General features: G+C 71.3%; 13 protein-coding genes. 7 read left to right on the plus strand and 6 right to left on the minus strand.

Annotated elements, in window-relative coordinates:
• Positions 1–36: 36 nt before the first annotated feature.
• A complete protein-coding gene (locus F4559_RS09300; protein ID WP_184667583.1) occupies positions 37–615 on the minus strand; it encodes a hypothetical protein in 579 nt (192 codons plus the stop codon).
• A gap of 480 nt (positions 616–1,095) precedes the next feature.
• Between F4559_RS09300 and F4559_RS09305 the strand changes: the two genes are divergently transcribed.
• From F4559_RS09305 to F4559_RS09315, 3 genes are read left to right on the plus strand one after another with little or no spacing between them, the layout of a single operon-like run.
• Positions 1,096–2,019, plus strand: coding sequence for an amino acid ABC transporter permease (locus F4559_RS09305; RefSeq protein ID WP_184667585.1), 924 nt, complete (start codon positions 1,096–1,098; stop codon positions 2,017–2,019).
• Entirely contained in the window at positions 2,007–2,771 is a 765-nt protein-coding gene (locus tag F4559_RS09310) for an amino acid ABC transporter ATP-binding protein (RefSeq protein WP_281386285.1), read from the plus strand. Before F4559_RS09305 ends, F4559_RS09310 begins: the two co-directional genes overlap by 13 nt.
• Before the next feature lie 14 nt (positions 2,772–2,785).
• The gene (locus F4559_RS09315) at positions 2,786–3,751 is read left to right on the plus strand and encodes an ABC transporter substrate-binding protein (protein WP_184667587.1); all 966 of its coding nucleotides are present in this window, start codon (positions 2,786–2,788) and stop codon (positions 3,749–3,751) included.
• 115 nt (positions 3,752–3,866) lie between these two features.
• On the opposite strand, the gene F4559_RS09320 is transcribed toward F4559_RS09315, so the two are convergent.
• The 3 genes from F4559_RS09320 to F4559_RS09330 form a co-directional block, all read right to left on the minus strand.
• Positions 3,867–4,403 (minus strand): snapalysin family zinc-dependent metalloprotease, encoded by a 537-nt coding sequence (locus F4559_RS09320; protein WP_184667589.1) that lies wholly within the window; start codon positions 4,401–4,403, stop codon positions 3,867–3,869.
• Between the two features lie 68 nt (positions 4,404–4,471).
• The gene (locus tag F4559_RS09325; RefSeq protein WP_184667591.1) at positions 4,472–7,906 is read right to left on the minus strand and encodes a TM0106 family RecB-like putative nuclease; all 3,435 of its coding nucleotides are present in this window, start codon (positions 7,904–7,906) and stop codon (positions 4,472–4,474) included.
• Positions 7,907–7,964: 58 nt separating this feature from the next.
• Complete coding sequence (locus F4559_RS09330; RefSeq protein WP_312865540.1) at positions 7,965–9,347, minus strand: SDR family NAD(P)-dependent oxidoreductase; 1,383 nt, start codon at positions 9,345–9,347, stop codon at positions 7,965–7,967.
• A gap of 76 nt (positions 9,348–9,423) precedes the next feature.
• On the opposite strand from F4559_RS09330, the gene F4559_RS09335 reads away from it, so the two are divergent.
• From F4559_RS09335 to F4559_RS09350, 4 genes are all read left to right on the plus strand, one after another.
• A complete protein-coding gene (locus F4559_RS09335) occupies positions 9,424–10,989 on the plus strand; it encodes a hypothetical protein (protein WP_184667595.1) in 1,566 nt (521 codons plus the stop codon).
• Between the two features lie 7 nt (positions 10,990–10,996).
• On the plus strand, positions 10,997–11,842 hold the full coding sequence (locus F4559_RS09340) for a hypothetical protein (RefSeq protein ID WP_184667597.1): 846 nt from the start codon (positions 10,997–10,999) through the stop codon (positions 11,840–11,842).
• Between the two features lie 203 nt (positions 11,843–12,045).
• Positions 12,046–14,091, plus strand: a complete 2,046-nt coding sequence (locus tag F4559_RS09345) for a tetratricopeptide repeat protein (protein WP_184675593.1) — start codon at positions 12,046–12,048, stop codon at positions 14,089–14,091.
• A gap of 47 nt (positions 14,092–14,138) precedes the next feature.
• Positions 14,139–14,549: a hypothetical protein gene (locus F4559_RS09350; protein WP_184667599.1), complete on the plus strand. Its 411-nt coding sequence runs from the start codon at positions 14,139–14,141 to the stop codon at positions 14,547–14,549.
• Between the two features lie 15 nt (positions 14,550–14,564).
• Here F4559_RS09350 and F4559_RS09355 read toward each other — a convergent pair whose 3' ends face one another.
• Together F4559_RS09355 and F4559_RS09360 are read right to left on the minus strand one after the other, a co-directional pair.
• Entirely contained in the window at positions 14,565–14,780 is a 216-nt protein-coding gene (locus tag F4559_RS09355) for a transcriptional regulator (protein WP_312865541.1), read from the minus strand.
• 43 nt (positions 14,781–14,823) lie between these two features.
• Positions 14,824–15,015, minus strand: coding sequence for a hypothetical protein (locus F4559_RS09360; protein ID WP_184667601.1), 192 nt, complete (start codon positions 15,013–15,015; stop codon positions 14,824–14,826).
• Positions 15,016–15,144: the final 129 nt, after the last annotated feature.

Raw genomic sequence — 15,144 nt, forward strand, 5'->3', positions numbered from 1 at the left:
TGAACGGCCTACCGTCTCCTGCGTCCTTCGGCGGAACTACTTCCCGGTGCAGTTCCCGGTCTGCTTGCCGGCTTCGACGAAGTCCGGCGGGAGCGTGATCGCGTTCATCTTCTCGACGGCCTCGGCCATCGTCGCGGTGGCGTCGCCGAGGTTCCTGGTGACGGAGGCGAACACGTCGTCGGTGAGCCGGTCGGCGTCGTCCAGGATCTCCTTGGCGGCGGCGAACTTGTCGCGGGCCTTGGTGAGGTGCTCGGTGACGATGTCGACCGCGGTCTCGGCGGCGGGCGCGGGTGCGGGGGTGAGTTCGCCGAGGTCGTGGAGGACGACGTCGAGCACGTCGACCAGTCGGCCGAGCTGGTCGCTGAGCTGCTTCTTGGCGACGGCGGGATCGGCGGCCGGCTCGGCGACCTCGGTCTGGCCGGACGCGACGAGGTAGTCGGCCACCCCGCACCAGTTGGCCATCCACAGCATGACGGCCTCGGGGTAGGTCTTCTTGACGCCGATCGCCCGGCCTTCGGCCACCGGCGTGCCCGGCACGGGCACCGAACACCCGGCCAGGACGACCAGTCCCACCACCACCCAGACCCACCGCTTCACCACCCTTTTGTACCCCATGCCCCTCCCACGAGTCCTCCACTCGGACACCCCCTGCCGCGCGAGTCATGCGTTCGGACACCGCGAGTTGTGCGTTCGGACACCGCGAAATGTGCACTCGGCCCCAAGGGGACCCGCGTCCGGGTGCTCGGGTGTCGTGGTGCCGGATGCCGCGAGTCATGCGTTCGGGCACCACCAAGTGCGGACTCGGGTCGGGACCGGGGTGTCCGAGTGTGTGTTTCGGGGTGTCCGAGTGGAGGACTCGCGGGTTTGAGGGGTGCCTGGACGTACAACTCGCGGTGTCCGAAGGCATAACTCGCGGGTTTGCTAAGGAAAACGTGTCGGGGGCCGATCTTGTCAATTCCCCGTCATGGAATTTCAGCAGGTGGTCTTGCTTGTTGGGGGTACCGAACCCTGCTTACGGTGCCGCCGAACCGCTTGCGGGTCGGGTGGAAAAGCCCAGGCGTCCGGCGGTGGCCACGAAGACGTAAGGACCCCACCATGAGCGTGTCCGCACAACCACGCCTCCGCGCACCCGACGACGAACCCGGCGACGAGACCGGGACAGACCTGAGCCGCCTCAAGGTCGTGCCCTCACGCCACCCCTGGCGCTGGGTCGGCGTCGTCGTGGTCCTCGTCCTCGTCGCGATGTTCGTCAACGGCCTCGTCACGAACCCCGGCTGGGACTGGCCGACGTTCTTCAAGTTCTTCACCGCCGAGTCCATCCTGCGCGCGGTCGTGATCACGCTGGAGCTGACGCTCTACGGCACGGTCATCGGCTTCGCGCTCGGCGTGGTCCTCGCGATCATGCGCCTGTCCCGCAGCACGTTCCTCATCGGCGTGAGCTGGACCTACATCTGGGCCTTCCGGTCGATCCCGCTCATCGTGCAGCTCCTGTTCTGGTTCAACATCTCGTACCTGTACCAGGAACTGCACTTCGGCATCCCGTTCGGCCCCACGTTCTTCGGTGTCGACACCAAGGACCTCATCAGCCCGATGGGCGCCGCGGTCCTCGGCCTCGCGCTGCACCAGGCCGCCTACGCCGCCGAGATCGTCCGCTCCGGCATCATCGCCGTCGACCACGGACAGCTCGAAGCCGCCTCCGCCCTGGGCATCCCCAAGGTCCACCAGTTCCGCCGGATCATCCTCCCGCAGGCCATGCGGTCCATCCTGCCCAACGCCGCCAACGAAGTCATCTCACTTTTCAAGGGCACCTCGGTGGTGTCCGTCGTGGCGATCGGCGAACTCTTCTACCAGGTCCAGGTCATCTACGGCCGCAACGCCCGCGTCGTCGCGCTGCTCATGGTCGCGACCGTCTGGTACATCGCGCTGACCACCGTCCTCTCGGTGATCCAGCACTACGTGGAAAAGCGCTACGCCAAGGGCGCCACGAGGGACAAGGCGGGCTGGAAATGGGAGAGGTGATGCTCGACCTGCGCGGCATCCACAAGAGTTTCGGCACCAACGAGGTGCTGAAAGGCGTGGACCTGGTGGTGCGGACCGGCGAGGTGGTCGTGATCCTCGGCCCGTCCGGCTCGGGCAAGTCCACGCTGCTGCGCACGGTCAACCACCTGGAGAAGGTGGACCGCGGCCACGTCAGCGTGGACGGCGACCTCGTCGGCTACCGGCGGTCCGGCGACAAGCTCTACGAACTCAAGGAACGCGACATCCTCAAGCAGCGCACCCACATCGGGTTCGTGTTCCAGAACTTCAACCTCTTCCCGCACCTGACCGCGTTGGAGAACGTGGTCGAGGCGCCGATCGCGGCCCAGCGCCGCCCGGCCGCCCAGGCGCGCGCCGAAGCCCGCGAGCTGCTCGCCCGCGTCGGCTTGGCGGACAAGGAGGACGCCTACCCCCGGCACCTGTCCGGCGGGCAGCAGCAACGGGTCGCGATCGCCCGCGCGCTGGCGCTCAAGCCCAAGCTGCTGCTGTTCGACGAGCCCACGTCCGCGCTCGACCCCGAGCTGGTCGGCGAGGTGCTCGACGTCATCAAGGACCTGGCCCGCGGCGGCACGACCATGGTCGTGGTCACGCACGAGGTCGGGTTCGCCCGCGAGGTCGCCGACACCGTCGTCTTCATGGACGACGGGCTGATCGTCGAACAGGGGCCGCCGAGCCAGGTACTCGACGACCCGCGGCAACCCCGCACCCGCTCGTTCCTGTCCAAAGTTCTGTAACAAGGAGTTCCACGGTGTCAAAGATCAAGATCACCGGTCTGGTGGCGGCTGCCGCGCTGTCCCTGGCCGCGTGCGGCGCGGGTGCGGAGGCGGGGCCCGCGGGTGGCGCCGAGGACAAGGTCGTCGCGTCCGGCAAGACCATCAACCTCGCGCCCGAGCAGAACCGGATCACGGCCGACAAGGTCGACGCCATCGCGGCCAAGGTGCCCGAGGCGATCCGCAAGTCCGGCAAGCTGATCGTGGGCGGGTCGTCGGGCACCCAGCCGCCGCTGCGCTTCTACGCCACCGACGACAAGACCCCGATCGGCGTCGAGACCGACATCGCGGTGCTGATCGCGGGTGTGCTCGGCCTGGAAGCGCAGCTCGAGGTCGCGTCCTGGGAGAACCTGTTCGTCGGCCTGGACAGCGGCCAGTTCCCGCTGGGCGTCTCCAACATCACGGTGACCGAGGCGCGCAAGGAGAAGTACGACTTCGCCACGTACCGCCTGGACACGCTGGCGTTCGAGGCCAAGAAGGGCAGCGGCTTCAAGTTCGAGAAGGCCGAGGACGTCGCGGGCAAGATCATCGCGGTCGGTTCCGGCACCAACCAGGAGAAGATCCTGGTGGAGTGGAGCAAGCAGGCCGAGGCCAAGGGGCTCAAGCCGGTCGACATCAAGTACTTCCAGAACGCCTCGGACTACTACCTGGCGCTGGAGTCCGGTCGCATCGACGCCTACCTCGGGCCGAACCCGACGTCGTCCTACCACGTCGTCACGTCCGGCAAGACCGAGATCGTCGGCACGCTGTCCGGCGGCGGCGCGATCATCGGCAAGATCGCCGCGACCACCAAGAAGGGCAGCGGTCTGATCGAGCCGGTCGCCGAGGCGATCGACCACCTGATCAAGACCGGCAAGTACCAGGAGGTCCTCGACCGCTGGGGCCTGAAGAACGAGGCCGTGGAGAAGGCCGAGATCAACCCGCCGGGCCTGCCCAAGTCCTGACCGCCTGGGCACGGCACGACGAGCGGGCCGGTGGACGCTGGTGGCGTCCACCGGCCCTCGTTTCCAACGGTTCCGGCCGCCGAGCTTGAACCCGTTGGACATCTCCTCCCGGAGATCAGCTCCGCGCGTAGACGCCGGGGGTGCCGGCTTCGGTGGCGAGGAAGCCACCCGCGAAGAGCTGGTTCACCCGGTTCGCCTCCTGGGCGTTGGGGTTGGTGTTGCGGCAGGACGTTCCCGCACTGCCACCCGACATCAGGTACGAGCAGATGCCGTTGTAGGTGTCGGGCAGGCCGAGGCCGTGTCCGATCTCGTGTGCCACGATCCGCAACGCGTAGTTGCCCGCCTGGACGTCACGGTTGTCGATGTAGATCGTGGCGCACCCGGTCCCGCAGGGATAGGCCCGGGAGCCGCCTCCGTTGGTCGCCGCGATCCGGATGGTGGCGTTGCCGCCGCGCACGAGCCGCAGGTTCGGCACGCGCGAGTTCCAGATCTGGGCGGCCTGGTCGGCTTCCGCCGAGTAGCCGGAGGCGCTGTAGTAGACGGTCCTGGCCGCTGCTGCGGTCGGGGCCGCCGAGGTCGCGGTGGAGGTGCCCACCAGGGCCAGTGCGGTCGTCAACACGCCCAGTGCCAGGCGCGCGAATTTCCTGTTCACACGATCTCCTTCGGTGCAGGGTGAAGGTGTCGCGTGGATTGACATTAAGAGCTGATCACCTGATGGCGTCATAGGTTCTGGTCATAAAGGTCCTCGATGGGCCATCGGGTGGCGTCCGCCGCGAGTCCGATCATGCCCGACACGAGTCTCAATTGGTCGACTCCACGAATGTCCGCTTCGACCAGTCGCGGCGAGCAGACGACGACCGCGATCGCCTGCGCACGCGACAGCGCGACGTTGATCCTGTTGCGGGACAACAGGAAATCGAGCCCGCGCGGCAGGTCGACCGCCGCCGACGAGGTCATCGTCGTGATCACGACCGGCGCCTCCTGGCCCTGGAAACGGTCCACGGTGCCGACGCGCACCTCGTCGTACCCCTGTTTTTCCAAGGCCCGCTTGACCAATCGGACCTGAAGGTTATAGGGCGCCACGACAACGATGTCCGAATCGGTCAACGCGCGCGCGTCCGGACCGTCCGTCCACAATCGACCCATCATTGATTTCACCAGTTCCACCACCACGTGCGCCTCTTCCGACGAACTCGTGGTGTTGTGCCGGTGGTCGACCTCGCGCAGGTACACGCCGGACGCGAGCCCCTGGACGCCGCGTCCCGCCGCGCTCGGGTGCGCCTTGAGCAGGCCCGCGTAGGACAGGTTCGACACCGGCTCGCACACGTCGGGGTGCATCCGCCGGGTCTGGTCGAGGAAGTAGCCCAGATCGGGCGGGATGACGTCCGCGTCGCCGATCAGGTGGCCCAGCGCGGACGCGTCCGCTCCGGCGGGGTGGGTGCCCTGGACGACCTGCGGCAGTTGCTGCGGATCGCCCAGCAGCACCAGGTTCCGCGTGCACGTGGACACGGCCAGTGCGTCGGCCAGCGCGAACTGTCCTGCCTCGTCGACGATGAGGACGTCGAACGGCTGCTCGCGCACCGTCGCGTTGGCGAACGTCCACGCCGTTCCGCCGACCAGGTGACCGCCGCCCTGGTCGCCGCGCCAGCGGACCAACGCGCCGTTGTCCTTCGGCTGCTCCCACGCGCAGTCCTTGGCCGGAGTGCCCTTCGCCCGTTTGGCGGTGGGGATCGGCACCCCGAGTTCCCTTCCGGCCGCCAACGCCGCCGACAGCACGTTCTCCACGGCCTTGTGGCTGGTGGACGTCACCCCGACCGACCGGCCGGACCGGATCAGGTGCGCGATCAACCGGCCCGCGAGGTAGGTCTTGCCCGCGCCCGGCGGCCCCTGCACGGCCAGCGTCGAGCCGTCCAACGCGTCGACGGCCGCGATCACGTCGGCGATCAGGTCGTCGGTGCGCGGCAACGCGTCCAGGCGCAGCCGCGGGGGCGTGCGCCGGACGAGGTCCACGCCGGGGTGCGCCGGCAACGCGGGCAGGCCCGCCACCACGTCCCGGGCCAGCTCGTACACGGCCTCGTCCTTGGGCGTCGGCCGTACCGGGCTGCCCGGCAGCACCGCGATCGGCGCCTCGCCGTCCACCAGGTCCGGCGCCGTGCTCTCCAGCAGCACGATGTCCTCGGCGGACTCCCCGAGCACCACGGCATCCCGCGTCCGCGCGCCCTTGTACAGCAGCCGCACCTGCTCGTCCTTGGCGAACGGGTGCGGCCGGTCCGGGTCGCAGCGCACCCGCACCTCGCGCTTGGCCTTGCGCACCCGGCCCGCCGGCGGCACCCAGTCCTCGGCGCGCACGGACACCGGCACCGCGCACGCGCTGTCGGACTCCAGGTCGGGCAGCGGCGCGGCGACCTGGCGGAAGAAGTCCCACCACGCCGGGTTCGTCTCGCGGCGGTGATAGCCCACGGCCGCCGCCAGCAGCGCCCGTGCCCGCTCGTCGTCGGTGAAGTCGGCCGGGTTGTCCGGCAGGCCGGCGAGCAGCGGGTCCACGACGGCGGCCAAGCGGGCGGCGCGTTCGGCGCGGCGCTCCTCGGCCAGCTCGTCCATGATCTCGTCGGACGGCTCCGGGACGCGCGGTTCGATGCCCGCCTCGGTCCGGATCTCCACCAGGAAGCGGTAGAGCCGCAGCGTGGACAGGCAGTCGTAGGCGTTGTAGTCGGCGATGCCGTTCAACACCTCTTCGGCCTGCGCGACGTCGCCCAGCGACGTGAGCGTCAGGAACTCCTCGTACGCCTCGATGCTCGACACGGCCGTGGTCACGTCGCCGTCGCGCTTCGACGGCATGTACAGCGGCTCCAGGTACTTGATCGAGTACGACCGCTGCGAGATGCGCAAAGCCTTGCGCACCACGGCGTACAGGTCGACCAACGCGCCCGAGCGCAACAGTGTGTCGACGGCTTCCTCACGGGTGCCGTGCAACGCCGCCAGCCGCTTGAGCGCGCTCGACTCGTAGGGGGCGTAGTGGTAGACGTGCGCGTCGGGGTAGGCGTCGAGGCGTTGGGTGGCGTAGTCGACGAACTCCTCGAACGCCCGTTTCTCGCCGGGCCGGGTGTGCGCCCAGAACGGCCGGAACGACTCGTCGGCCGTCGTCACGCCGAACAGGTACTCCAACCCCTCGCCGCCCAGCGCGAACGGGTCGCCCTCCATGTCGAAGAACAGGTCCCCGGCGCTGGGCACGGGCAGTTCGGCCAGCGCGTCCGGCCCGACGACCTCGTACGCGACCTTGCCGACCGGGTCGTCGGCCGTGCGCGAGTCGTCCTGGATGACCTGGAGCGCGGCCTGCGAGCGCAGACCGGTGAACGTGGCCGCCGACATGTCCGCCGGGCGTTCGGTGTTGGTGGCGTTCGCCAGGGCGTCGATCGTGCCCAGACCCGCCTTGACCAGCTTGCGGCGTTGGTCCGTCCGGATGCCCGCGACCAGCGACAGGTCCCGGTCCTGCTCACGGCCGGTGGCGCAGTGCTTGGCGAACCGGCACGTGGCGCACGCGGGGCGTTCGTCGTCCCAGAGCCGTTCGGGCAGCGTGGGTTCCACGAAGGCCCTTACGCGGTTTTGCAGACTGCGCACGACCGGTGCGAAGTCGGCCACGCGGTACGTGCGCGTGGTCCCGTCGCCGAGCAGCAGGTGGGCGTGCGTGCCGGCGTCCGCGCCGAGCGCGAGCGCGTACGCGGTGAGCTGCACGACCGCCGACGGCGTGGGGTGCCGGGCGAGCTTGGCGTCGTGCGGCTCGTAGCCGTGGTCCGTGCGGACCAGGAAGTCGGCGCGGCCGGTGAAGCCGTCCGCGTAGAAGACGGCCTGGTAGATCACCTCGGCACCGGCCTCGATCGCCTGCCGGGTCAGCGCGGCGGCGCGTTCGAGGTCCTCGTGCACGGGCGCGGGCTGCGGGATCTCCACGACGGTGTGCTCGCGACGGAACCGGTCCAGGATCGCCTGCTCGTGCGCGATGCCGTGGCGTGCGGCCAGGACGTCGCGCTGAGGATCGGGCTGCGGCGTGCCGGGCACGCCGTGCGCCAGGGCGAGCTTGAGCAGACTCCGGTGGTCGCATTCCAGCAGATCGACCAGGTCCGCGGGGGAGTGGACCAACCGGCCGGCCGCGGTGAACATCCGCGCAGTATCCCCAAAGCACGGTCGTACCCGGTGGAGGCCGTGCGGAGTGTCGCGATCACCAGGGCGACGGCGCGTAGTCCTTGAGGAAGCAGCCGTAGAGGTCCTCGCCCTGTTCGCCCCGGACGATCGGGTCGTACACGCGGGCCGCGCCGTCCACGAGGTCCAGCGGCGCGTGGAAACCCTCGGCCGCCAACCGGAACTTGGTGGGCTGCGGGCGTTCGTCGGTGATCCAGCCGGTGTCCACGGCGGTCATCAGGATGCCGTCGGAGAGCATCTCCTCCGCGCTGGTGCGGGTGAGCATGTTCAACGCGGCCTTGGCCATGTTCGTGTGCGGGTGGCCGGGTCCCTTGTAGGCGCGGGAGAACTGGCCCTCCATCGCGGACACGTTGACCACGTACTTGCGTCGTGCCGTAGCCGCCGCCATGGCCGCGCGCAGCCGCGAGACCAGGATGAACGGCGCGGTCGAGTTGCACAGCTGCACTTCGAGCAGCTCGACCGGGTCGACCTCCTGGACGTGCTGCACCCACGAGTTCACCGCGGCCTCGTCGGGCACCAGACCGCCCGCGTCGATCTCCTTCGACCCGGCCACGAGCGCGAGCGCGGTGACGTCCGGGCCCTCGGTGAAGGTGTTCGCCAACGCCAGCGGGTGCCGGTCGAGCGTGTGGCCGAACGACACCAGCTCGGGCTTGGGACCGGCGGGCAGCGGCGCGCTCTCGGCGGCGACCAGCGGGGCGTAGGCGTTCGTGGACCGGCGCACGGTCTGGGCCGCGTTGTTGATCAGGATGTCCAGCGGGCCGGCCTGGGCGACGTCGTCGGCGAGCCGGATGACCTGCGACGGATCGCGCAGGTCGATGCCGACCACGCGCAGCCGGTGCAGCCAGTCCTCGCTGTCGGGCATCGACGCGAACCGGCGCACGGCGTCGTGCGGGAAGCGGGTGGTGATCGTCGTGTGGGCGCCGTCGCGCAGGAGCCGCAACGCGATGTACATGCCGATCTTGGCCCGGCCGCCGGTGAGCAGCGCGCGGCGGCCGGAGAGGTCCGCGGACGCGTCGCGCTTGCTCCGGTTGAGCGCGGCGCACTCGGGGCAGAGCTGGTGGTAGAAGGCGTCGACCTCGACGTAGCGGCGCTTGCACGTGTAGCAGCCGCGGGCGCGCAGCAGGGTGCCCGCCTTGGCGCCGGGCTCCGGTTCGCGCAGCAGGATGCCGCGCGTCTCGTCGTCGATGCGCGACGGCGAGCCGGTCGCGGTCGCCTCCGTCACCGCGCGGTCGGCGGCGAGTTCGGCGGCCCGGCGGTCGGCCTTGCGGCGTTTGCGCACGTCCTTGTAGACGCTGGAGGTCGCCCGGCGGATCGCCTCCACGTCGGGGTGTTCGGTCGGGAGGTCCTGGACCTGGGCGAGCACCCGCAGGGCGATCTCCAGCTCGGCGGGGTCGATGGCCACGGCGAGCACTCTACCGGGGGCGAATGCGCCGACCGGACGGGTGAAATCCGGCACACCCGGCGCTAGGGTGCCCCGCATGCCTACTCCAGGCCCTCGGGTGCGGCGCCTGACCCACCCGGACGCGGAGGTGCGGGCACGTGCGCTCGGCCTCCCCCGCAACCGTCCCGCCCTGGTCGTGCTCGGTGTGCACGCGACCGTTCCGGCGCCGGGACCGCCCGCGGCCGGGTCGCCCGGCCTGTCACCGGGATCACCCGCCGCCGGACCGGCCGACCCGTCGTCGGGACCGGCCGGTCCACCCGGCGACCCGTCGGCTCGGCTCGCCCGCGGGTCGGACGGCCCGACCGGTTCGCCCGGCCGGACCTCGGCCCGGGTCGGTGAGGGTGACGATCCGTCGGCGAGGGCCGGTTCGGCCGACGACCGTCCGGGTGGGGACACCTCGGCCGGGTCCGGTGGTGGACCGTCGGCTCCGGGCGGCGGCGCGCGGGGCGGATCGGGCGAGCCGTCGTTCTGGTCGGCGCCCCTGACGGACAGCCTGTCGGCCGGCTCCGGCCGGGCCGCCGCGCACGCGGCGACCGGCCTCGACCGGGACACGGCCGCGTCGACGTTGACCGTCCTGCGGGCCGTGCTCGGCTACGCGGGCACGGCGGGTGTCGTCGTGGTCACGGCCGGTGCCGACACCGGCATCACCCACCTGCTGGGCCTGGCCGCCGACGCCGTCGCGACCCTGCCCCGGTTGGTGGGCGTCGCGCCCAGCGGCCGGGTCGCCGAGGAGGGCGAGCCGTCGGCCGGCGAGGTCCGGCTCGAACCGCACCACGACGCGGTCGTCCTGGTCCCCGGCTCGCGGTGGGGCGAGGAACTGCCCGCGCTGCCCCGGGTCGTGGACGCCGTGGTCCGGTCCCGGCGCACCGCCACCGCGCTGCTGATCGGCGGCGACGCGGCCACCCGCGAGGCCCTGGCCGACCACCTGGGACGCGACCGCCCGGTGGTCGTGCTCGCCGGCACCGGAGGCCTGGCCGACGACCTCGCGCACGGCCGCGTCGACGACGACCTGATGGTCCTGGCCCGCGCCGGCCAGGTCTCGGTGATCCACGTCGACGAAGGTCCGGACCGCGTGGTGGCCGCCCTGAGCCGGGTGTTCGCCGACGAACCCCACGTGCCGGCACCGGTACCGGCGGTGTGGCCGCGCCTGCGTTTCCACCCGCCGCAGCGGCGCCCGATCGTGGACCCCGGCTTCCTGCTCGACTACCCGCTGTTGGCCGACGCCGTGCACGAGGCGGACCGCATCGTCGCGCCCGTGCTGCACGAGTGCGAGGTCGAGGCGGCCCGGGAACGCGAACGCGTCAAGCTGCGCACGGTCCTGGCACTGGGCGCCGGTTTCGCCACGACGACCTTCGGCGCCGTGCAGGTCTGGCTGGCCGACACCGCGTGGCCGGGCGTGGTCCTGGCCGCGTCGGGCGCGGTGGCCGCGATCCTGGTGGTGCTGATCCGTGACGGCGAGGACCCCGTGCACCGGACCAGGGCCGACCGCCTGCGGACCCTGTACTTCGACCACCTCGCCACGCCCCCGCCCGCGGCCGAGGACCGCGAGAACCGCCTGCGCGTTCTGACCGCGTCGGTGGCCGCCACCGCGACGACGAGGTGAGACACCGATGACCGACACCCCGCGCACCACCCGTGCCGACCTGGGCGGCCCGGCCGAGCCGCCGGCGAAGCCGACGAAGTCCCGCAGCCGGGCGAAAACCCCGACGACGAGCGAGGTGACCACCCGCCTGGGCCCGACGGACCCCGGGCGGACCTCGTCCGAGGCGGAAACCGACCGTCCCGCCGCCGAGGCGACGGCTCGTGCCACGCCGAAAGCCGCCCGGCGGGCCGCTCCCGCGAAACCCCGCCCGTCCACCAAAGCCGCTGCGGCCAAGTCGTCCGCCGCGCCGGCCCGTCCCGACGCCTCCACCACCGCCGTCCCCGCGGCGGCCGACCCCACCGGAAACCCCACCACCGTGACCACGACCGAAGACCGCGCCTCCACCACCGCCACGGCGACCAGTTCGGCCACCGCCGCCGCCTGGGTCGGGTGGCACCTGTCCGACAGCGCGCTGGACGACCACCGCGAGCAGTTCGTCCGCGCCTACCTGCGCCATCGGGTCGGGGCCAAGCTCGGAGCCTTCGAGCGCGGCGGCCGGCGGTACGCGGTCGCGAAGCGGTGGACCACGGGGTTGACCGTCCTGCTCTACACCGCCGCCGCGGCGGCCGGTGCGGTCGCGGTCGCCGATCCCGGCCGGCGGGCGCTCTGGGGTTTCCTGGCCACGGTCGCCGCCGCGTTGGCCACGGCCGTCGCCGCCTACGAGGCCGCGTTCTCGTTCCGCGCCCAGGCCCGGCGTTCGGCGAGCGGCGCGGCGGTGCTCAACCTGCTCCAGGCGCACGGCGCGCCGTCGGGCACGGGCGGGGTCGCGGCGTTCCGGACGGAGGTCGAGAGCGTCCTGCGGCACTCGGACTGACGTCGACCCATCGCCACACCTTATGAGTCCCGAACGCGCTCGCTCCCGATAGTGCGGTGTGCGCACTAAAGTCGTGACCCCCGCGTTTCGCCGGTCGTGGAGGTTTCCGTGACGATCAAGATGAAGAGCATCCGCATCCGCTGGGTGGGCCCGGTCGACCTCACCTCCGCCTCGTGTTCGGTGTGCCAGGTCCCGGCACGCTGATGGCGCACCACGTCTGGCTGCGGGCGTGCACCCCGACCGACCGGGCGCACGTCCGCGAGGCGCTCGACCTGCCACCACCGCTGCTCGTCGTGGACGCGCATCGGGGGCTGCGCGGCCCTTACACCGGAGCGGGCGCGCTCTTACGCGCCGTCGCGCCCGAGGCGTTCCGCCATGCCCCCGACCTCGCGGTCCGGCACAACACCGAGCTGGCCACCGCCGCGCCCGAACTCGCGGTGCACGTCCCCACCGCGTGGTCGACCCTCGAGTGGACGGTCAGCGACGAACGCCGCACCCGCTTCTACTCCCGCCTGCACACGCGCGGCATCGCCGACGGCATCACCGCCTTCCTGCGCACCCACCTCGACCAGGCCGACGGCCCGCGCACGCTCGTGGTCGACAACGTCCACCACGCCGACCAGACCGACCGGGAGTTCCTGGCCGTCCTGCTGCGCCGCATGGACCCGGCCCGTCTGACCGTCGTCGTCGGGACCGACCACGACGACCTCGACGACCCGCCCGGCCCGCTGTCCGTGTCGCTGCCGCGCGTGCTGCCCGAGTTCGCCCGGGTCGTCGACGGCCCGTCCGTCGCACGGCACCACGACGACCGCACCTACGTCGACAGCGACGGCACGACCGACAACCCGGACGCGATCGCCGAGTACCGCGCGTTGCCCAAGGAAGAACGCGCCCGCCTGCACGACGAGCGCTGCGACGCGCTGTACGCGTTGGGGGAGCAGTCGTTGGCGTTGGGCGCGATTCCGTTCCACGCCGAACGCGGCACGCGCCGCGCCACCCTCGGCGTCAACGCGCTCAAGCACGCCCTGGGCCACTGCCGCAAAGTCGGCCTCTACCACGCCGCCGCCGACCTGGCCCTGCGCGGACGTGCCCTGGTCGAACGCACCCGTGAACCCGGCCTGTGGTGGCACTTCACGGAAGGCGCCGCCGCCGCGCTGGCCACCTCCGGCCGCGCCGACGAGGCCGCGCTGGTCTACGACGAGGCCCGTTCGGTCACCGAGAACCCCGAGCAGCAACTGCGGTTGGCGTACGGGACGGCCATGCTGCACGTCCGCCACCTGCCCGCGCACCGCCGCGACCCGGCCCAGGCCCGGGGCTGGATGGACCTGGCGATCGCGTTGGCCGACCGGCTGACCGACCCGCGCGAGGCGGCGTTCCACGGCGTGTTCGCGCGCAACGGCCTGGCGTTGATCGAGGTCCGCGACGGGCACACCGACGAGGCGTTGCGCCTGGTCGACGCCGGACTGGCCGCGCTGGACCAGGAACACGCGCTGCTGCACTCCGTGCTGCGCCTCAACCGGGGGCTGGTGCTCGCGGCGGCCGGGCGGTTCGAGGACGCCCTGGACGAGCACTTCGCGAACACCGTGCTCGACCCGGGTTTTCCCGAGCACCACTTCCACGTCGGCACGCTGCTGCGCCGGCTCGGCCGCGACCGGGAGGCGATCGAGGCGTTCGAACGGGTGCTGACGTTGTCGCCGCCGTTCCCCGAGGTGCACTACAACCTGGCCGACGCGTGGTCGGAGCTGGGCGACGCGCGGCGGGCGTTGGCCGAGTTCGACCAGGTGCTCGACCTGGACCCCGAACACCTGCGCGCCTACGTGAACCGTGCGGCGTTACGCTTCGAGGTGGGGGACACGCACGGCGCGCGCGAGGACGTCGAGGCGGGCCTGCTCCTGGCGCCCGAGGACCCGCACCTGTTGTGCGTCAAGGCGAAACTGCTCGCCGAGGACGGTGACCTCCGGGCCGCCGCGGCGGTGCTGTCCACGGCCGTGCGCCACGACCCGTCGTTCGCCTCGGCGTGGGCGTTGCGCGGGCAACTGCGGTTCGAGACCGGCGACTTCACCGGGGCACTGGCCGACCTGGACCGCGCGGTGGCGTTGGACGACAGTCCCGAGGTCCGCTTCAACCGGGCCGTGGTGTTCGAGAAGGTCGGCCGGTACCGGGACGCCGCCGAGGACTACCGCGCGGTCGTGGACACCTACGAGGACGCCCGGTCGCGGTTGGACTTCTGCCTGCGGGCCGTGGGCTGAGATTACGGGTCGACAGGGTCGCGGGCGGGCCGGAAGAATGCGGCGCCATGTCCGGAATCATGTCGAGGTGGGCGGTACAGCGGGACCACGCGGTCGAGGGCGCGGTGACCGCCGAGCAGGTCGAGCGGTGGATCGACGACGCGTGCACGACCTACCTCGACCTGTGCCCGCTGCTGACGACCTACGACGTGCGCCGCGCGGTGCTGGCGATCCCGGACCCCGGCCTTTTCGGCACCCCGAACGAGATGACGGTGACCGCGAGCGCGACCGAGGTGCGGCCGGGGGCGTTCACGCTGTCGGTCCGGCTGCGGCCGTTCGGCGGTGGCAACGACACGCCCGCGAACGTCACGTGCGTGGTCACGCTGACCGACCCGGAGACCGGCGCGCAGCGTCCCGTGGGGGACGACATCCGCGACCAGTTGATCGCGATCGAGCACGGCGCCCGTCACTTCAACTGACAGGCGCCGCGCCGCCTATGCCTGTTCGACGGCGACGAACAGGTCCGTGAACTCCATCGGGCGCAAGGCGGACAACGCGCCCGCGATGAACGCGGGTCCGGGAAGGAGTTCTCCTTCCCGGATCCGCTTCACCGTCGAGCGGTGCACCCGCATCGCCCGTGCCACGGCGGCGTCCGAGCGGAAACCGGCCAACGCCATGGCTTTCGCGAACGTGTCGAAGCGGAGGACCACGGTGTAACCGTCCGCCGGGGGCGTTTCCGGGGGCGGGCCACCGTCAGCGCGCGGTCAGTTCGCCCTGCGCGGCCCGGATCACCCCGGCGAACTTGGTGAACGCCTTGGGCGTCATCGCGAGGTCGAACGTGCTCCCGAACCCGATCTGCACCTGGTCGCCCACGACCTCGAACGTGATGGGCGCACCCTCCCTGATCTGCACGTAGGCGCTCGTGTCCACGTCGTTCAGCCCCATGTGATGCCTTCTCTCCGAATGGTTTTTGAGCCCTCTTTTGAAGCTCAAGCGAGACTCTGGCAGATTGAGCTTCACCTCGCCAGTCGCCCAAAGGGAGTAGTGAGAGCTGTGGAATACGGACCTGGCACC

It is taken from the genome of Saccharothrix violaceirubra, from assembly GCF_014203755.1.
In the GTDB taxonomy this organism is placed as follows: domain Bacteria; phylum Actinomycetota; class Actinomycetes; order Mycobacteriales; family Pseudonocardiaceae; genus Actinosynnema; species Actinosynnema violaceirubrum.